Genomic DNA, 20,181 nt, shown 5'->3' with positions numbered 1-20,181 from the left:
CCATGAAGAAAGACATTATATTATCAGGAGTCGGTGGACAGGGAATTCTGTCTATTGCTACAGTGATCGGCAAAGCTGCCTTGAAAGAAGGATTATATATGAAACAAGCAGAAGTGCACGGAATGAGCCAACGCGGAGGAGATGTTCAATCCAACCTCCGTATCAGCGACCAGCCGATTGCTTCAGACTTGATCCCATCAGGTAAATGCGACCTTATCATTTCATTGGAACCCATGGAAGGATTGCGCTACCTCCCCTATCTTAGCCCTAACGGTTGGTTAGTGACTAACGAAACTCCGTTTGTCAATATCCCCAATTATCCGGAAGCAGACAAAGTAATGGCAGAAATCAATAAGCTGCCTCACAAAATAGTGTTGAACGTAGACAAAGTAGCCAAAGAAGTAGGCTCCGCCCGCGTTGCCAACATAGTCTTACTGGGAGCAACCATTCCATTCCTTGACATCGACTACGAAAAAGTACAAGACAGCATCCGTGAAATCTTCCTGCGCAAGGGAGAAGCAATTGTAGAAATGAATCTTAAAGCATTGGCCGCCGGCAAGGAAATTGCAGAAAAGCTAATGTAATAACAGACATTATCATGAATACACAATATTGGGAAGAAGAACTAGAAACCATGAGCCGAGAGAAGTTGCAGGAATTACAACTTCGACGGCTTAAGAAAACAATCAATATAGCTGCAAACTCCCCATATTACAAAGAAGTTTTCAGCAAACATGGCATCACTGCAGATAGCATACAATCATTAGACGATATCCGCAAATTGCCCTTTACTACCAAAGCCGATATGCGTGCCCACTATCCTTTCGGGCTGGTAGCAGGTGATATGAGCAATGATGGTGTACGTATTCACTCTTCTAGTGGTACTACCGGAAACCCGACAGTTATTGTTCATTCACAGCACGATCTCGACTCCTGGGCCAACCTGGTAGCCCGCTGCCTGTACGCAGTAGGAATACGCAAGACCGACGTCTTCCAAAACAGCTCCGGATACGGTATGTTTACAGGAGGGTTAGGCTTCCAATACGGTGCAGAACGCCTGGGCTGTCTGACAGTCCCTGCCGCAGCCGGAAACAGTAAACGACAGATTAAATTCATCAACGACTTCAAGACTACCGCTTTACATGCTATCCCCAGCTATGCCATCCGCCTTGCCGAAGTCTTTCAGGAAGAAGGCCTTGATCCCAAAGGAACCACACTGAAAACGCTGGTTATCGGTGCTGAACCTCACACCGACGAACAACGCCGGAAAATAGAAAAGATGCTGGGCGTAAAAGCATACAACAGCTTCGGTATGACAGAAATGAACGGTCCCGGTGTTGCTTTCGAATGTCAGGAACAAAACGGAATGCACTTCTGGGAAGACTGTTATCTGGTAGAAATTATCGATCCGGAAACAGGAGAACCCGTTCAGGAAGGAGAAATCGGAGAATTAGTACTTACGACTCTCGACCGGGAGATGATGCCGTTAATCCGCTATCGCACCCGTGACTTAACCCGTATTCTTCCGGGAAAATGCCCCTGCGGCCGCACGCACATCCGTATTGATCGTATCAAGGGACGCAGTGATGATATGTTCATTATCAAGGGAGTAAATATCTTCCCGATGCAAGTAGAAAAGATACTCGTACAATTTCCCGAATTAGGCAGCAATTACCTGATTACACTGGAAACAGTCAACAACCAAGACGAGATGATCGTCGAAGTAGAATTAAGCGACCTTTCCACTGACAATTATATTGAACTGGAGAAGATCCGCAAGGATATAACCCGCCAATTAAAGGATGAAATATTGGTGACTCCCAAAGTTAAACTGGTAAAAAAAGGCTCTCTCCCGCAAAGCGAAGGAAAAGCCGTCCGAGTAAAAGACTTAAGAGACAACAAGTAACAATTCAAATTTCCATGTGCTAATATACCAACCGCTGTTCACCATGCGGAATGGAATATTAGCACATTATTTAATTAATATCATACAGCATGCAATTACTTAAAAAAAGAATTCTGCAAGACGGAAAGTGCTACGAAGGAGGTATCCTGAAAGTAGACGGTTTTATTAATCATCAAATGGACCCTGTCCTGATGAAATCAATCGGAGTCGAGTTTGTCCGTCGTTTTGCAGCCACAAACGTAAATAAGATTATGACGATCGAAGCCAGCGGCATCGCTCCTGCTATCATGACAGGCTACCTGATGGATTTACCAGTTGTATTTGCAAAGAAAAAGTCTCCTAAAACCATCCAGAATGCACTAAGTACCACCGTGCACTCATTCACCAAAGACCGTGATTATGAAGTCGTTATCAGTGCAGATTTCCTCACCCCGAACGACAATGTTCTTTTCGTGGATGACTTTCTCGCATACGGAAATGCCGCATTGGGCATTATCGACCTCATCAAACAATCCGGAGCAAATTTGGTAGGAATGGGCTTCATTATTGAAAAAGCCTTCCAGAATGGCCGCAAAATGCTCGAGGAACAAGGTGTCAGAGTAGAAAGTCTGGCCATCATTGAAGACTTATCCAACTGCTGTATTAAAATCAAAGACGAGTAGATTGATTGGGGTTGAAATACTGCCCCTTATCTTTCGTCCTTTTTCCATATTGCACCGCATGCTGCGGACAAACATGATAACATGCCAGGCATGAGGTGCAATCCATTCCCCAAACAGGCCTTCCGTCCACAACTGTAACATTCTCCATCGGACAACTCTTCTCACAACGCTTACACCCAATACAAGCATCGGTAGCATAAAAATGCTTGGGAGACATCTGAAAACGATTAAACAACGGATTTATAATCCTCGTCTTGATAAAAGGCATACTCCCTTCATGACAGAGAAACAGCTCTTCCCTTCTACTTATAGAAGCATTTATTTTACTGACAGTCGAAACAGCATCCGCTAGTTTTTTCTCTTCCAACTCTTTATTATCCACATCAAAACCAGGAAGCAAGACATAATTATTAGGCATAGTCACCGAAAAACCAGCGTGACATTCCCAACCTTTATTCTTTAACGCCTTCGCCAGCACTTGCTGGGTAAGCCCGGTATCATCACCACAGGAACAAACAAAAAACAAATATTGTCCTTTATATCCCCTTAAAGAGAGCTGTCGAACAAAGTTCAACACAATTTCAGGAGGTCCCCACGAATAGATAGGAAATACAAAGCCGATCTTTTCATCTGCCTGCAAACTAAACTCCAATGCTCCATTCTTTAGCGCATCGGGAATAAAAACCAACTCTTCTTTTTGCTCTTTGGAAAGCTGATTTGCAATCCATTTAGAATTACCTGTACCGGAGAAATAGAATATCATAGAAAAGTATATAAAAAAAGCCGCATCGACGATGTGATGAAACTCTGATAGAACAAGATTTGAGCGCTCGCCCTCTTTGTAATCCACCGGCTTAAAGCTGTCCCGAAGGATGTGGCCCGCCATTGAAGAACGAAGCTTTCTCGGTGCATCAGATTAATTTGAAGAGTTTCCCGATCCAGTCGATACGGCTAATATTTTTGTATCACAAATGTAATAAGAATCTATGAGACTAACAAGAAAAAAAAGGAATTTGTTTACCTACTAACATTTTTTTCACTCCCATTTATCCGCCTAACAAAAGAAAAGTGTCAGTTACTAGCTTAGTAACTGACACTTTGTAACTCGTAAACTATTGATGCTTAAGCAGCTTTAGCTTTAGCAACTACAGCTTTGAAAGCTTCCGGATGATTCATAGCTAAATCAGCCAAAACCTTACGGTTTATTTCAATACCGGCTTTGTGCAGACCGCCCATCAATTTAGAATAAGACATTCCTTCAAGACGTGCAGCAGCGTTGATACGTTGTATCCAAAGAGCGCGGAAGTTTCTTTTCTTATTTCTACGGTCACGGAACGCGTAAGTCAAACCCTTTTCCCAAGTGTTTTTAGCTACGGTCCATACATTCTTTCTTGCACCAAAGTAACCTCTGGTTAATTTCAAAATTTTCTTTCTTCTTGCTTTTGAAGCAACATGATTTACTGATCTTGGCATAGTTTTACTTTTTTTGAATGTTAGCGCCGCTACTTCACGCAGCGAACTTCAGGCTAATGCATTCGGTTAATACTTTAATAATACTTTTACGCTTTTGATTACTTCATTGCTAAGAGTTCCTTAACCTGGCTTACATTTGTTGTATCAACAGTTGTAGAGTAGCACAGATTTCTTTTTCTCTTCTTAGTTTTCTTAGTCAAAATGTGACTGTGAAAAGCGTGCTTTCTTTTGATTTTACCTGTTCCGGTAAGGGTAAACCTTTTTTTAGAACCGGAGTTAGTCTTCATCTTTGGCATCTTACTTGTTTTTAAATTATTAAATATATAATGGCAACGCACTATACCTGCGCGTTACGCATCCTTTTCTTATTCTTCGCTCGTTTCCGGCTTCTCTGCTTTTTGTGCAGGAGCAGCAGGTTTCGGTGCTCCGGCCGTTGCAGGCTTTTTAGGAGCTTCTTTCTTCTTCGGAGAAAGCTGGATAGTCATACGCTTACCTTCCAGTATCGGCATCTGATCCACTTTAGCATAGTCTTCCAAATCATTCGCAAAACGAAGCAACAATACTTCACCTTGTTCCTTAAAAAGGATAGAACGACCTTTAAAGAACACATAAGCCTTCACCTTATCACCGTCTTCCAAGAATCCTTTAGCATGTTTCAACTTAAAGTTGTAATCATGGTCATCTGTCTGGGGACCAAAACGAATCTCCTTCACATTAACCTTCACCTGCTTCGCTTTCTGTTCCTTCTGACGTTTCTTTAATTGATAAAGAAATTTAGAATAATCAATAATACGACAAACAGGGGGTTGAGCATTAGGAGAAATTTCCACTAAATCCAATTCTTTTTCTTCAGCCATTTTCAGAGCCTGAAAGATTGGATATACTTTCGGTTCAATATCATCGCTTACTATGCGAACTTCCTTGGCACGAATCTGTTCATTGATTCTGTATTGCCCTTTTAGAGTGTCATTCTTCATTAAAAACGTTTACTTCCTAGTTTGATCTTTTTATTGTTATACTAAATATTTTATTCTGAAACGGCTGCAAAGTTACCATTTATTTATCATATTCTGAACTTCTTCGTTCAAAATTTTAGCAAATTCTTCAAATTTCATGGTTCCTTTGTCACCTTCGCCTTGTCTACGAACAGAAACTTCACCATTTTCCGCCTCTTTTTCACCGACAATCAGCATATAAGGAATACGCTTCATTTCATTATCACGAATCTTGCGACCGATCTTCTCGTTACGATCATCTACAATCGCACGGATTTCGTGTATTTTCAGATACCTCTTTACCTGTTCTGCATATTCATTGAACTTCTCACTGATCGGCAGAATAACTACCTGTTCCGGTGTCAGCCACAATGGGAACTTACCGGCAGTGTGCTCAATCAATACAGCAACAAAACGTTCCATTGATCCGAACGGAGCACGGTGAATCATCACCGGACGATGCTTCTGATTATCAGAGCCCATATATTCAAGTTCAAAGCGTTCCGGCAAGTTGTAGTCAACCTGGATAGTACCCAGCTGCCAACGACGACCGATAGCGTCTTTCACCATAAAGTCAAGCTTAGGACCATAAAAAGCAGCTTCTCCATACTCAATCTTAGCAGGCAAGCCCTTCTCCGCACAAGCCTCGATAATAGCCTGTTCCGCTTTTTCCCAGTTATCATCGCTACCAATATACTTTTCACGGTTCACTTTATCACGCAAAGATATCTGTGCTTCAAAATTCTGGAAATCCATAGAACGGAACACAATAGATATAATATCCATCACACGAAGGAACTCATCTTTCACCTGCTCCGGACGACAGAAGATATGCGCATCATCCTGCGTAAAGCTACGAACACGAGTTAAACCATGTAACTCTCCACTTTGTTCATAACGACAAACCGTACCAAATTCAGCTATACGCAACGGAAGATCTTTATAAGAACGTGGGAAGTTTTTGTAAATCTCACAGTGGTGAGGACAGTTCATTGGTTTCAAGAAATACTCTTCCCCCTCTTCCGGAGTATGGATAGGTTGGAAAGCATCCTTGCCATATTTTGCATAGTGACCCGAAGTCACATACAGCAACTTATTACCGATTGGCGGAGTAATCACCTCCTGATAATCGTAACGTGTCTGGATACGACGTAAGAACTCCTGCAGACGCAGACGCAATGCAGTACCTTTCGGCAACCACATAGGAAGTCCCTTACCTACAGTTTCGGAGAACATAAACAACTGCATCTCCTTACCAATCTTACGATGGTCACGCTTCTTCGCTTCTTCCAATAACACCAGATATTCATCCAGCATTTTCTTCTTCGGGAACGTGATACCATAAATACGAGTCAGCATCTTACGATCTTCATGACCACGCCAATAAGCACCAGCCACTGAAGTCAACTTAATAGCCTTGATCGGAGCAGTCGTCATCAAGTGAGGACCACGACAAAGGTCAGTAAATGCACCCTGGGTATAAGTCGTAATGTGTCCGTCTTCCAGTTCAGAAATCAATTCACATTTATATGTTTCGCCACGATCACCAAACATTTTCAGAGCATCCGTTTTTGCGATGCTTTTTCTGACTACGTCTTCTTTCTTTGCAGCCAGTTCCAACATTTTAGCTTCAATGGCAGGAAGGTCGCTTTCTTTAATTACCGCTTCACCCGGATCCACATCATAGTAGAATCCGTTTTCAATAGCCGGTCCGATACCAAACTGGATACCCGGATAAAGTTCCTGCAAAGCTTCCGCCAACAAGTGTGCACTTGTATGCCAGAATGCATGCTTACCTTCTTCATCATCCCATTTATAAAGAACGAAATTAGCATCTTCATTAATAGGACGTCCTAAATCATAAGTCTCGCCGTTCACGCCACATGCCAGCACTTCCTGTGCCAGACGCGAGCTGATACTTTCAGCAATCTGTAAACCGTTCACTCCTTCGTTATACTCACGAACGGAGCCATCGGGAAATGTTATCTTTATCATAATATGATGATGTTATATTTTCATAATTTGAACGCAAAAGTAACTAAATCTTTTGAGTTTTCTATTTTTTATCAAAAAAATGTTATTCCGATTGATCTGTAAAACGTTTGATAACATTATAAGCAGAAACAATCCCCAACTCACCGGCTTTACTCAAATCTGAAATGCCCAGCTTATTATTTCCTAAGAAAATATGAGTCAGTCCACGATTGAAATAAGCATCCGCAAAATCAGGATTTAGCTCGATCGCCTTATCGTAGTCAATAATTGCGGCACGGTAATCTTTCAACATGGCAGAAACATTAGCACGATTATAATATGCGTACACAAAGTCCGGAGCCAGATTAATCACCTTATCCAAGTCTTTTCTGACCACTTCATAATCTACTGCGGTAATCTCCTTACGCTTATCACCCGGAACAACATCTGTTTCGACAGCTTGTTCAGCCTTCTGATACTCCAACTGTTTACAACGGATCAGCGCACGCATAAAATATGCCGGGAAGAAATCACCATCCAGTAAGATCGTCTGGGTCAAATCAGAAACCGCACTCGAGAAGTCCTGCACCAGATAAAAATCAATCGCACGGGCAAAACGTTTCGAAGCATTCTTGTCATCTTCCACAATCGCCGATGTGTGTGTATCAATCAAGGCAAAATGCACCTTCACCTGTTCTTCCGTCAACGGAGCTTCCATATTTGTGATACGAAGACGTTTCGGAAGTATACCCGTACGGTTCAAGTCTTCAATATATTTGTGGAAGTTCACCGAACGTTTCACGTCACTCATCTTCTCATAATAAGTCAAAGCGAACATCGGTTCCAGCGTTATATTTACGTTCTTATCCTGCACACGACCACGATAATCACTTGTATAGCGTTGTTCGGCTTCAGAATCATCCGCAATCACTATCTTACGATAGTTATTCATATTCTTATCGGATTTCTTACGGGTCTTCTCTCCGCCTTCCTCATCATTTTCCTTATCCTTGTTCTGTGCTACATCTTTGTTCGTCACACCGTTCTGCTTGTCGATCTGCGCCTTCATGACTTTAAATTCATCCTGCTCCGCACCCTTCTTATCTCCAATCTTTCTGCGAGCTTCCGAACGCTGATAGTATCCGGCCAGGAAGTTCGGATACTGATTGATAACAGTTGTGTAATCTTGTATAGCCCCGCGATAATCACCCGTTTGCGCACGCAGCAAACCACGGTTAAAGACAGCCATCATATTATCCGGCTCCATCTTGATAACAAAGTCGAAGTCTTCGATAGCCCGGTTATCATCTCCTACCTGTGCACGTAACAAACCGCGGTTATAATGACCGATAAAGTTATTCGGATCAATATCCAATGCCAGATCATAATCGCTCATGGCACCTCTTAAATTATTCTGATGAAAACGAGCCAATGCACGGTTTATATAATTTCCAGCATTCTTAGCACTCAACGGAATAGCACGGTTGAAATCCGCTTCCGCTTCCGCATACTTAGCCTGTTGTAATTTAACAATCGCTCTTGCAGCCCAAGCATCCGGATCATATTTATCCAGTTCAAGCGCCTTATTGAAGTCATTCAAGGCAGCAATCGTATCTTTCTGTTGTAAAGACACTTCCCCCCTCATCAAATAAGCACGGGTATAGCGTGGAGACACCTTCAACAAGCTTTCCAAATCCTCTTTCGCAGCATTATAATCCTTCTTCTGGATATGAGATAATGTCAGGTTATGCCATAAAGTAATATTCTCCGGATCATAATGCAATGCTTTCTTATAATCCTCAATCGCTCCATCAAATTTACTCTGACGAATCCTTGCCAAACCACGAATCTGATAAGCACCCACCACAAATGGATTGCGTTGGATAGCTGCATCACAGTCTGCTTCAGCACCCTGAAAATCCTCCAGATTCAGTTTAGCCAATGCCCTGAAGAAATAAGGTTCATACAGATAAGGCTTAGCGTTAATAACCTGGTTAAAATACTGAATAGAAAGTACATAGTCCTCAAAATAAAGAGCGTTTCGGGCAATAGTCATCACCCGATCCGTATTTATTTGAGCACACACCAGCGTTGGGAACAGTAATAAAACTGTTAAGATTCTTTTTATCATTGATATTTTATGCTTGTAAACGAAGCAAAAATAATGCTTTTCGCTTACTTAACAGGGATATAAACGTTTTTTATCTTTATTTCACCTGTTTCATCTTATATGAACTGCGCGCTTTCCCCTTCAACATCGTATTCAGCTTTCCTTTAATCATCTGCTTACGAAGCGGTGAGATATGGTCGATGAACATCTTACCATCCAAATGATCGAACTCATGTTGCATCACCCGAGCCAGATAACCTTCCACCTCTTCCTCATGCTCCACAAAATTCTCGTCCATATATTTCACGCGAATTTTATCACCTCTCTTCACTGTTTCGTGAATACCGGGAAGGCTTAAGCATCCCTCTTCCATATTCACTTCTTCCCCTCCTACTTCCAAAATATGAGGATTGATATACGCCTTATTAAAGTCTTTAAATTCAGGATATTCCTCCGAAAGCGGATCCAATGTAATCGTAACCACGCGAATAGGCAAACCAATCTGTGGAGCAGCCAATCCTACACCGTCCGCATGTACCATTGTTTCGAACATGTTCTCAATCAACTCTTTCAGATTCGGATAATCCGGTGTTATGTCCTCTGCAACCTTTCTCAATACAGGTTGGCCATATACATAAATAGGTAAAATCATACTTTTATACTCTACTAAAAAATTAAGTTATTCTTATGTCCTATACTAAAAACGTTTACTCTCCAAATATGTTTGCAAAATAATAGTAGCACTTATTTCGTCCACCAATGCCTTGTTTTGGCGGTCTTTTTTCTTCAAACCTGCCTCCAGCATGGTACGGTGTGCAAGAACAGAAGTGAAACGTTCGTCCACATATTCGACCGGAAGGTCCGGATAACGCTTTTTCAGCGAACGAACAAAAGGCTCTATATTCTTCATATTCTCCGAAACCTCATTATTCATTTGCTTGGGCAATCCAATAATAATCCGCTCCACCGGTTCTTTAGCTATATATTCACCGATAAAGTTCAGAAGTTCATGCGTGGGCACCGTCGTCAATCCGTTTGCGATCAGCTGCATTGTATCGCTCACAGCTATTCCGGTACGCTTTCTTCCATAATCTATTGCTACTATTCTGCTCATGGGGGTACAAAAATACAAAAAAGACGCTTCCCGTGAAAGGAAACGTCTCTTTTATTCTATTATTTCAAATGTATATTATTCTTCAACAATAGCTACACGGCTTAACTTAGCATCATCATAGAACATGTTGCCTACACCACCCTTGTAATCAACCTTCAATTGAGAAGCAGGAACACCAAATTCATTAACCATCAGGTCACGAACAGCTTCAGCTCTCTTCTTACTCAACTTCATGTTGTATTCAGCAGAACCAGTACCCTTATCAGCATATCCTGTTATAGTAAACACTTTATCAGTTGCTTTGATACCCTTAGCCATAGCTTCAATATTCATGTATTCTCTCTTGCTGATGTTGCTCTTTCCGATATTGAATACAACAACCAGACGTGGAACGAATCCAGCTTCTTTCTTAACGATCACTTCAGGTTTCTTGTTACGAGCTTCAACCAAGTCACGTTTCAAAGATTCGTTTTCACCCTTCAAAGCGTTCACTCTGTCTCTCATGTCGTTCAACTGGCTTTCCGGAACCATTGGTACAGTAGGAACAGCATCCCAACCACGTTTCTTAAACTTGTAAGTAACACCTATAGTCAGACCAGCCAATCCTTCAGGACCTGAATTGCCGAATGCGCCTTTCATCAAAAGTCCACGCAATTCAACGTTAAGATCCAAAGCAGAAGACAAACGGAAACGGTTGATCAAACCGGCATTGATACCCAGTTCGTCATAACCTGCACCTTTTCCTGAATGTACAAATCCAGCTCCTGCATAAGGAATGAATGAATACAGACGATCTTCTCTATAACCACAAATCATATTGGAAAGATTCAGCATTACATCTCCATGGAAGTTCATCACATTCCACTTTTCTTTGTAGTAGCCATTAGAATACTGTCCTCCGTCTACAAGCGGACCATTAGCATTAGGAGTAGCACCTTTAGCCTGAAGCCCGTTGTAAGCTACACGTAATCCGATACCCGGAGTAAACCACTTACCTACAGCAATGTCAAGTGCCGGAGCAAGACGTTTTCCGAAGTCAGCTTTACCATCATTGTCGCCAAAATACATTTGTGCGCCAACGCCACCACTAATAAACCAGTTAGCACCAAAGCGATTTGTTTCCACTCTATAACTCTTTGCTGCATTTTCTTTTTCTTGTGCAGGCAGACATACTGAGACTGCTGCCAATAAAATAAACAATAAACCCTTTTTCATCTCAATTTATTTTAGTAAATAATATATTTCAATTGTCTTACAGGCTAGATACACAACCCAAATGTTCCACACCTGACTAAGAGACAATAAACGTCATCCTTTCTTCTAAAATTAGTGCAAATATAGATATTTAATATAACACAAACAAAAAAACACGTAAATTTTCATTCATTCATAGAATTTTATAGAGCGATAAAAGTGTAATATAACTTCAGAAGGCATCTGAAGGGGTTTGTTGTGGAAGAATTAAAACAAAAAAATAGTCAGTGATGAAATTAGATCACTGACTATTTCTATTCTTTGTCTATATACTTTAGTTAATATACCAGTTTTACATTGTCAATCCACAGTGTATTTCCCGGAGAACCGATATAGGCTCCTCCATGACTGGACGTGAACTGAAGACACATATGAGTCGGAACATCATTTTCATCTCCCCAGGCCACTTCATGAATAGGCACGCTTTCACCCTTACTGTTCACCGTATAACTTTCAGTCGCCTGCAAACGCATCATGTGCGACTTATATTCCGGACGATTCGTGATGTCACCGTACATAATTTCATAGGTCGCATTATTTTTCCAGTCTGTAGAATGATAGTAATAAGTCACCATAGTCCCTATCCGTTTTGCATACACATTTCCATTGGCATCTTCCCAACGTTTTTGCAGAAGCAGGATAGCTGCCGGATAATCTTTTCCGGGAACATCCGTAATCTTGCTGAAACCGGTAGCGCGAATACGGTTCTCCCGGTCGGACATCTTCACTTTATAGTCAAACTGAAGAGCCACCGGCTTTTTGGTAAACGGAATACCAGTCTGCAACATTTTCTGTGGATTTTTAGTACCCTTAATCGGCTCATGCACCGAACCGGTAAAGACAGAGCCAGCCGCCAACACCGTAATATTAACCAGTCCCAACACTTTCACACTCTCCATGCGCGTATCCAAACGGGCGCAATATCCATCTCCCCGCTTCTCCGGGAATACCGAAGTATTAGTTTTCGTAATACCGGCAACTTTCGCCATCACATTTGAAGTAGCCCAAGGCGATCCGCCCATATTCTTATAAACCTGATCTCCCTTAATTACCGTCGTCGGCCCTATCGCATATACATTCTTTGTATTCCCACCGATAATGCTCGATTCCTTTATCTGACGGTCCACCCATTGATCCATGTCCCCAAAAGGAAGCATTTCAACTTTATGTTGCGCCATCAAAGACAAGGAAGAAATAAATGCAACGAAACCTGTCATCAACAGGCGATGAACGCTTTTCTGAATCATCAATACTTTTCCTTTCTTTTTCTTCTTATAAATTATAATCCCATTGTTTCAAAGCAAAATCCCAGTTCTCTTCTACCAAACGAATCGTACGGTCGTCATATTTATACTTATTCTTCTTATATCCCTTCTTTCCGCCCACATATTTTTCTATATCAGTACGTGCTTCGGTAAATCCGGGGATAGAAAGAGACTGATAAATATTCTCCGTCATTCCCATCGCATCCGCTTCGAAATCTTCAAATTTCACTTCCATCAAGTTACCTTCCGGAATAAATTTCTTATCCGATTCATACTTATGATAAAGTTTTGCATAGATAGAAAGGATATTTTCCTCTAATTGTTCATTGCTGACATCCTGCAACTTCAACGGTTGAATCGTATTTGTAAAGAAACTGCGTGTAGATTCGAATACGGTATACGGATTACGCATCAGGTAGATAAACTTAGCATTCGGGAACATCTTCACCAGTTCCTTCACCCTTCCGGTATGCGGAGGATTCTTGCTAAGGAATTGAGTTCCCTGGGTATTCCACAAAGAAATCTTAATCAACTTCGTGAACACCTCTTCAAACACCTTCAATTCGGCATCCGTTATATCATCAAACAAAAGATACTTATCGGCATACTCCTGCTGATATTTCGGCAGGAACCAGAAATTATAATATGTATAAGGCATCATGTTCGACAAAGCAAACTCCTCTTCCTGGGGAAGATCCACTGCCAGTTCCATATTATCCGTCGGACGTTTATCCGGCATCAGCCAACTCATATTCTTTTTGAAGAAAGGCTGTCCCCACATCATCAGATGAGGAAATACAGTCTGATAAGTAGTGTTATACCCAAAATGCTTGTCACAAGAGAACACATTATGTACAAATGTAGTTCCACTCCGCCAGTGTCCCAAAATGAACACCGGATCATGCTCCAATGGCTGATTAGCCAGCAACTTCTCGTAACGCCTGTCTTGTAATGACGCCAGTGGAGAAAGCAATCGGCACACAGCCTTCGTCAATCGGTATTTACCTTCGTAGGCTGCGTCAATTTCACGCCCGGCGGTGATAGCCTTGAATGTCTTCCAGTCGGCACCTACCAATGTATTAATCGGAAGTTTATTAAATTCGAGTAATCCCACTTTATTAATTAGAAATTAAGAATTAAAAATTAAAGACGACAGAATGCTGTCATTTTCAGTTTTCAATTTATTGTTGAACAATCTATTTTATTAGTCGCACTGCAAGGCCCTGACGTTCCAGTTCCTTCACAGCTTTCTCTACCGCTTCATAATGTTCCGGAGCAATTCCCAGTTTTGCCATATCCAATACCGGAATATCCTCCGTGTCACTCATATCTTTCATTTCCACGCGGTCGATAATCATACCTACTGCCGAAGTATTATTAGTGATCGGGTCAATCAGGATAAATGAGCCACAAGATTTATTCTTCTTATAAGGATCAAAGAACAATTCCTTAGCCGTAGTCAGCACCACACGGGCAATCTGATTCAACTGCAAAGGCAACGTCTCTTTAGTCAGCTGACCATTCTCCAGAGACAGATGCTCCATCGTATTCACGTCCACCTTATACTTTATCGTATCAATACGCGTACGACTCAAATTGGTAGTCTGCTTAATAAAGAACGACTTATTTACATCCATCGGTTCTTCATCCATCCAGACCATCATAGCATCAAAGTTACGATCCACCGTTGGCAGATTGTCAGGATGCACCAACATTTCGCCGCGCGACACATCGATCTCATCCTCCAATGTCAAGGTCACAGACTGCGGTGGGAAAGCATAATCCAATTCCCCGTCATAAGTCACGATACTCTTCACCTTAGATGTTTTTCCGGAAGGAAGCGCCATCACCGTATCCCCTTTGCGAACGATACCGGATGCAACTTTACCACAGAATCCTCTGAAATCCAGATTCGGACGAAGCACATACTGAACCGGGAAACGGAAATCCGTAAAATTATGGTCATTATCAATATGAACCGTTTCAAGGAAATCGAGCAAAGAAATCCCCTTGTACCACGGAGTACGTTCAGACTTATCCACCACATTATCCCCATCCAATGCAGAAAGTGGAATACAGTTGACGTCAGGAATACCTAATGGAGCAACAAACTTCTTATAGTCAGCCACAATCTCGTTAAAACGCTCTTCCGAGAAACCCACCAGGTCCATCTTGTTGACAGCCAACACCACATGCTTGATTCCTAGCAAAGACACCAGGAAAGTATGGCGACGAGTCTGGGTAATCACTCCGGTACGAGCATCCACCAAGATAATAGCCAAGTTAGCCGTAGATCCCCCGGTAATCATATTACGGGTATACTGTTCGTGTCCCGGAGTATCCGCGATGATAAACTTACGGCCATTCGTTGAGAAATAGCGATAAGCCACGTCAATCGTAATACCCTGTTCACGTTCAGCCTTCAATCCATCGAGCAATAACGCATAGTCAATATGCTCGCCCGCATTCCCCACACGTTTACTATCACGCTCCAGTGCATCCAACTGATCCTCATACAGTTTCTTACTGTCAAACAACAAGCGTCCGATCAACGTTGATTTTCCATCATCTACCGAACCCGCAGTCAACAGTCTCAACAAGTCTTTCTGTTCATCCTTGTCCAGAAAAGCTTTTATATCTAATTTATTATCTGCCATAACTAGTTACAATTAAAAGTATCCCTCACGCTTCTTTTGTTCCATACTACCCTCCTGGTCAAAGTCAATCACACGGGTAGTACGTTCACTCTTCGTTGTAGTCATCATTTCCTCCACAATCTCTTCAATCGTAGCAGCTCCACTTTCCACTGCCCCTGTCAGAGGCCAACAGCCCAACGTACGAAAACGAACCATCTTCATTTCAATCTGGTCACGGTACTTTTCAGGCAAACGGTCATCATCCGCCATAATAATATTGCCATCCAAATTAATTACCGGACGCTCCTTAGCATAATATAACGGAACGATCGGAATATTCTCCAAGCGAATATACTGCCAAATATCCAATTCAGTCCAGTTGCTAATCGGGAATACACGAATACTTTCCCCCTTATGCACGCGGGCATTATAAATATCCCACAATTCAGGACGCTGATTCTTCGGGTCCCATTGGTGAAACTTATCCCGGAAAGAGAAAATACGTTCCTTCGCACGTGACTTCTCCTCGTCACGACGGGCACCACCAAATGCAGCATCAAACTTATACTTATCCAACGCATGAAGCAAAGCCTGCGTCTTCATCAAGTCCGTATGCACCTTGCTTCCATGCGTAAAAGGTCCTACCCCTGCATGAAAAGCCTCCATATTACTTTCAACAATCAGATTCCATCCGTACTTCTTCGCATATTCATCACGAAACTGAATCATCTCCTTGAACTTCCATTTCGAATCGATATGCATCAACGGGAATGGCACTTTACCCGGATAAAACGCTTTTTCAGCCAAGCGTACCATCACCGAGGAATCCTTTCCGATACTGTAAAGCATCACCGGATTCTCAAATTCCGCCGCCACCTCGCGGATGATATGAATAGACTCGGCTTCGAGCTCCTTCAAGTGGCTTAATTTATATTCTTCCATATTTATTTCATTTTATACACTTCACTTTTGGCAAAACAAGCTCCAACAAACGGTTCACCGACTCCTCCAAAGTCAATTTGGAAGTATCCAGTGACAAAGCCGGATGTTCGGGAACCTCGAAAGGTGCGGAAATTCCTGTAAAATTCTGAATTTCCCCTTTCCGTGCCTTCGCATACAATCCTTTCACATCACGTTTCTCACATTCCTCCAGCGGAGTACTAACGAAAACCTCCAGAAAATCATCCTTACCAATAATGTTTGCAGCCATTTCGCGAATATCATTATTAGGGCTGATAAATGCAGCAATCGTAATGATACCACTATCCAGAAACAACTTCGACACTTCCGCTATGCGACGGATATTTTCCACCCGGTCCGTTTCGGAGAATCCCAGGTTATTATTAATTCCACTACGGATATTATCCCCATCCAGGATACGGCAAAGCAATCCACGCTTATGAAGTTCACGTTCCAATGCGATGGCAATCGTGCTCTTTCCGGAACCACTCAATCCGGTAAACCAGATCATCACACTGTGTTGCCCCAAAAGCTCTTCTTTGTCCTGCCGCGTCATCATGCGGTCAAATATCGGATATATATGGTTCTTTTCTTCCATTTACAATTTTATTTAAAAGTTCCAGATCAACGGGATCAGAATAACAGAGATTAAGAAAGTGATAATATTAAGCGGCAACCCGATACGTACAAAATCCGTAAACTTATAGTTACCGATACCTTGCACAATCAAATTTGTCTGATAACCGATCGGTGTCGAGAAGCTGGCAGATGCAGCCATACAGATCACCACAAAGAAAGGCGTAGGGCTCACTCCTAATTGGGCAGAGATTGACAGTGCCAAAGGAAACGCCAAAGCCGCTGCCGCATTGTTAGTAATCAATTCCGTAAACAAGTTCGTGATAATAAATACCATTGCAAGCAACACATGCGGGCCGTAATCATCACTCAATCCGATAATAAACTTCGCAACGCTATCCGCCACGCCGGAGTTCACCATCGCCTTACTGATAGCAAAGGCACAGGCAATCGTAATCAGAATATCCCACGAAATATATTTAGTATATTTACGGGCAGGGAACAGATTCGTCCATGCCATAATAATAGTAGTAATAGACACAAAGAAAAACATATCCAACTTGATATCCGGAAACATCTCCTTCGTTACCGGAAGCTCCCCTACCGTTGCACCCACAATCATCAGCACCAGCAACAACAAAGCAAACCAACGCTTCTTCTTCCCGGTAGTATCCGGCTCATTCCCATTCGTCAACAAGACAAACACAGAAGATTCCCCCCATGTCGGAATAAACGTATCATCCGCCATCACCACCAATGTATCCCCTTCGTGAAGTACCACTTCCTCCAGATTCGACACAAAACGTTGTCCGTTACGTGTTTTAATCTCTTTTACCTCCGCACCGTAATGACGCTGGAAATTAAAATCCTTCAGTTTTTTATTGATACCGGGAAAACGGGCACCCAAAACAGCCTCTACCCGATGCAACTTCTCCCCTTCTTCTACTTCTTCATCCGGCACAGCCGTATCCGGACGTGCATCCGGCAAAAGACGTTTGGAGAAAAGAAATATATAAATGATTCCGGCAATAGCTATAAAAATACCCACCTTTCCGAGCTCGAACATAGAAAAGCCTTCAAATCCGGCCTCCAATATCATACCGTGCACCACCAGATTGGTAGAAGTACCGATCAAGGTACAGATACCTCCTAAAATAGTCACATAAGAAAGAGGAATCAGAAACTTCGTAGCCGGAAGATTCACCGACTTAGCCCAATGCTTGATAATCGGGGCAAAAATAACCACAACAGGCGTATTATTCAGAAAGGCAGAAATAAATGCCACCGAAGGTAATATACGCAACTGTGCCTTAAATACTGTCGTCTTTCCTTGCGGAAGCAACTTCTTAATCACTTGTCCCAATGTGCCCGACTGACGAATACCCTCACTCACCAGAAACAGCAGAGCAACGGTAATCATCCCTTTATTACTAAACCCTTCCAACATCTCCTTAGGAGTCAGAATGCCGGCACACAGAAACAAAACCACTACCGAAAAAAGTATCATGCCCGGACGCATCTTATCTGCTATCAAAGCCGCTACCATTCCTAATAGGGATAATAGTACAAATACAATTTCAAATGTCATATAAACATTATTTAGTGTTCTCTTTTTGGCTCAACGATAAACCACGGATTCAATAAATCCTCCTTATTATATCGTAGAGGTTCTTCCTTTCCAGCCTGATATACTTCCATCCCTGCAGCACGGGCTATCGCATGCCCGGCAGCCGTATCCCACTCCATCGTCGGAGCGAAACGCGGATATACATCAGCCTTACCTTCAGCAACCAGACAGATTTTAATTGAACTTCCGCTCGAAATCAACTCCACACTGCCGTGTTTCTTCTTCAAATCTGCAATATATGATTCCGTTTCAGGCGACAGGTGCGAACGGGAAGCAACCACGATCAGATGATCGTGCACCTCTTTCAAAGGTATCTGTTCCGACTTCCCAATCAGTTGTTCCAATGCCACGCCGTCATCTTCCAAACTGACAATACCGGAACATTTATAAGCCCCTACACCTTCGATCCCGAAATAAAGTTCTTTTTTAACAGGCACATAAATAACACCGAATACAGGTACAGAGTTCTGCACCAAAGCGATATTTACCGTAAATTCTCCATTGCGCTTAATAAACTCCTTCGTTCCATCCAGCGGATCTACAATCCATAAAGTATCCCATCCTCGACGGATCTCATACCCTAAATGCTTCCCTTCTTCACTAAGAACAGGAAAAGGAGTATCGTTCAGAATAGCCACAATCGCTTCATGCGCTTTTCTGTCTGCTATAGTTAGCGGAGAGTTGTCAGCTTTCCTCTCTATTTCAAAGTCCGATGCCGGATCATTATAAATAGAAAGAATCTTTCCACCTGCTTTTAGAGCCGCGTCGATAGCAGCCATTACATATTTTTGTTCCATTCAATCTCTAAATTAATGCCCTATTCACATTCAGGCAAAACATCCTCCAAATTAAGAGTTGACAAAAGTAAAAACTTTCTTTGCTATAAAAGTTTCCCCACTATGATTTATAACTTCTTTTAGTAGAAAGATAAAAATATCTAAACGAAAAAGCCACTCATTTTCAATAAAAAAGCAGTAACTTCCCAGTTACCGCCTTCTTATTCGGAAAAAAACGTTCGTTCTTTCCAATATATATTACCAAAAAGAAATCAATATACACGATACAGCAACCAAGCACCCTGGAAATCCGAACGGTTCGGGTATTTAGCCTTGAATGCATCGCGAGCTTCAGCAGCAGCAGTCTTGTCAGCAAAAGAGTTCACAATCACACGATACATTGCCTTATCAGCATTAAATGCAATCGTAGAGTGATATCCCTGTCCGTCCAACCAATCTTTCAGGCCTTCAGCATTCGCTTTCACACCAAAGCTACCTGCTACAACGCTATAATCTTTCAATCCTTCGTTACCGGAAACCACTGTAACCTTTTCCTGACGAACGCCGGATGTATCTGCCACTTTAGTAGTTGTCACAGGAGCTGCAACCACCGGAGTAACCTCTACCGGAGCTTCCACCTGCGGTTCTGCCAATTCTTGCTGTTTTGCTTTTTCGTAAGCTTTCTTATAGGCACTTTCGCTGGATTTACAAGATGCAAATGCTAGCACCAAGCATACTCCCATTCCTAATACGACTAATTTTTTCATAATCCTATACTCTGTTTTAATTAATAATTCAATATTCTCGTCTATTATATTTAGTTTCGGGCAACAAAATAATAGAAATTTTATCA

General features: G+C 42.1%; 20 protein-coding genes. 3 read left to right on the top strand and 17 right to left on the bottom strand.

Features of this window, described 5'->3' with window-relative positions; all coding sequences use genetic code 11:
• Positions 1-2: 2 nt before the first annotated feature.
• The 3 genes from DXA54_RS19390 to xpt all read left to right on the top strand — a co-directional run bounded on the left by DXA54_RS19390 (position 3) and on the right by xpt (position 2,568).
• Positions 3-584, top strand: coding sequence for an indolepyruvate oxidoreductase subunit beta (locus DXA54_RS19390; RefSeq protein ID WP_004297544.1), 582 nt, complete (start codon positions 3-5; stop codon positions 582-584).
• A 14-nt stretch (positions 585-598) separates the two neighbouring features.
• The gene (locus DXA54_RS19385; RefSeq protein ID WP_004297543.1) at positions 599-1,906 is read left to right on the top strand and encodes a phenylacetate--CoA ligase; all 1,308 of its coding nucleotides are present in this window, start codon (positions 599-601) and stop codon (positions 1,904-1,906) included.
• A gap of 89 nt (positions 1,907-1,995) precedes the next feature.
• A complete protein-coding gene (xpt, locus tag DXA54_RS19380) occupies positions 1,996-2,568 on the top strand; it encodes a xanthine phosphoribosyltransferase (protein WP_008999223.1) in 573 nt (190 codons plus the stop codon).
• Here the strand turns inward: xpt and DXA54_RS19375 are convergent.
• The 17 genes from DXA54_RS19375 to DXA54_RS19295 all read right to left on the bottom strand — a co-directional run bounded on the left by DXA54_RS19375 (position 2,555) and on the right by DXA54_RS19295 (position 20,095).
• Positions 2,555-3,331, bottom strand: a complete 777-nt coding sequence (locus tag DXA54_RS19375) for an EFR1 family ferrodoxin (protein ID WP_120080449.1) — start codon at positions 3,329-3,331, stop codon at positions 2,555-2,557. The two genes, xpt and DXA54_RS19375, sit on opposite strands and share 14 nt — an antisense overlap.
• A 359-nt stretch (positions 3,332-3,690) precedes the next feature.
• Complete coding sequence (rplT, locus tag DXA54_RS19370; protein ID WP_004297540.1) at positions 3,691-4,041, bottom strand: 50S ribosomal protein L20; 351 nt, start codon at positions 4,039-4,041, stop codon at positions 3,691-3,693.
• Positions 4,042-4,139: 98 nt separating this feature from the next.
• Positions 4,140-4,337 carry a 50S ribosomal protein L35 gene (rpmI, locus tag DXA54_RS19365; RefSeq protein WP_004326827.1) on the bottom strand — a complete coding sequence of 66 codons (198 nt, stop codon included), beginning with the start codon at positions 4,335-4,337 and terminating at the stop codon, positions 4,140-4,142.
• Positions 4,338-4,406: 69 nt separating this feature from the next.
• Complete coding sequence (gene infC, locus DXA54_RS19360; RefSeq protein WP_004307244.1) at positions 4,407-5,018, bottom strand: translation initiation factor IF-3; 612 nt, start codon at positions 5,016-5,018, stop codon at positions 4,407-4,409.
• A gap of 72 nt (positions 5,019-5,090) precedes the next feature.
• Positions 5,091-7,031: a threonine--tRNA ligase gene (gene thrS, locus DXA54_RS19355; RefSeq protein WP_120080437.1), complete on the bottom strand. Its 1,941-nt coding sequence runs from the start codon at positions 7,029-7,031 to the stop codon at positions 5,091-5,093.
• Positions 7,032-7,113: 82 nt separating this feature from the next.
• Positions 7,114-9,141, bottom strand: coding sequence for a tetratricopeptide repeat protein (locus DXA54_RS19350; RefSeq protein WP_120080435.1), 2,028 nt, complete (start codon positions 9,139-9,141; stop codon positions 7,114-7,116).
• Positions 9,142-9,217: 76 nt separating this feature from the next.
• The gene (gene def / locus DXA54_RS19345; RefSeq protein WP_004313245.1) at positions 9,218-9,772 is read right to left on the bottom strand and encodes a peptide deformylase; all 555 of its coding nucleotides are present in this window, start codon (positions 9,770-9,772) and stop codon (positions 9,218-9,220) included.
• Positions 9,773-9,817: 45 nt separating this feature from the next.
• Positions 9,818-10,234 (bottom strand): Holliday junction resolvase RuvX, encoded by a 417-nt coding sequence (gene ruvX, locus DXA54_RS19340; RefSeq protein WP_004307247.1) that lies wholly within the window; start codon positions 10,232-10,234, stop codon positions 9,818-9,820.
• A 75-nt stretch (positions 10,235-10,309) separates the two neighbouring features.
• Positions 10,310-11,449, bottom strand: a complete 1,140-nt coding sequence (locus tag DXA54_RS19335; RefSeq protein ID WP_008644083.1) for an OmpA family protein — start codon at positions 11,447-11,449, stop codon at positions 10,310-10,312.
• Between the two features lie 317 nt (positions 11,450-11,766).
• Complete coding sequence (locus DXA54_RS19330; protein WP_004307249.1) at positions 11,767-12,735, bottom strand: PCMD domain-containing protein; 969 nt, start codon at positions 12,733-12,735, stop codon at positions 11,767-11,769.
• A 25-nt stretch (positions 12,736-12,760) separates the two neighbouring features.
• Entirely contained in the window at positions 12,761-13,867 is a 1,107-nt protein-coding gene (locus DXA54_RS19325; RefSeq protein ID WP_120080433.1) for a sulfotransferase family protein, read from the bottom strand.
• Positions 13,868-13,949: 82 nt separating this feature from the next.
• Positions 13,950-15,410, bottom strand: coding sequence for a sulfate adenylyltransferase subunit CysN (cysN, locus tag DXA54_RS19320; RefSeq protein WP_004307251.1), 1,461 nt, complete (start codon positions 15,408-15,410; stop codon positions 13,950-13,952).
• Positions 15,411-15,422: 12 nt separating this feature from the next.
• Positions 15,423-16,331 carry a sulfate adenylyltransferase subunit CysD gene (cysD, locus tag DXA54_RS19315; protein ID WP_004297523.1) on the bottom strand — a complete coding sequence of 303 codons (909 nt, stop codon included), beginning with the start codon at positions 16,329-16,331 and terminating at the stop codon, positions 15,423-15,425.
• A gap of 7 nt (positions 16,332-16,338) precedes the next feature.
• Positions 16,339-16,947, bottom strand: coding sequence for an adenylyl-sulfate kinase (gene cysC / locus DXA54_RS19310; protein ID WP_004297522.1), 609 nt, complete (start codon positions 16,945-16,947; stop codon positions 16,339-16,341).
• Between the two features lie 12 nt (positions 16,948-16,959).
• The gene (locus DXA54_RS19305; protein WP_009039350.1) at positions 16,960-18,513 is read right to left on the bottom strand and encodes an SLC13 family permease; all 1,554 of its coding nucleotides are present in this window, start codon (positions 18,511-18,513) and stop codon (positions 16,960-16,962) included.
• 11 nt (positions 18,514-18,524) lie between these two features.
• A complete protein-coding gene (gene cysQ / locus DXA54_RS19300) occupies positions 18,525-19,349 on the bottom strand; it encodes a 3'(2'),5'-bisphosphate nucleotidase CysQ (RefSeq protein WP_008644080.1) in 825 nt (274 codons plus the stop codon).
• Between the two features lie 251 nt (positions 19,350-19,600).
• Positions 19,601-20,095: an SPOR domain-containing protein gene (locus DXA54_RS19295; protein ID WP_004311445.1), complete on the bottom strand. Its 495-nt coding sequence runs from the start codon at positions 20,093-20,095 to the stop codon at positions 19,601-19,603.
• Between the last annotated feature and the right edge of the window lie 86 nt (positions 20,096-20,181).

Source organism: Bacteroides sp. OF03-11BH (assembly GCF_003604005.1).
GTDB classification, from domain to species: domain Bacteria; phylum Bacteroidota; class Bacteroidia; order Bacteroidales; family Bacteroidaceae; genus Bacteroides; species Bacteroides ovatus.
Note: the sequence above shows the minus strand (reverse complement) of the source record. Positions and strands in the feature narration are given on the sequence as shown.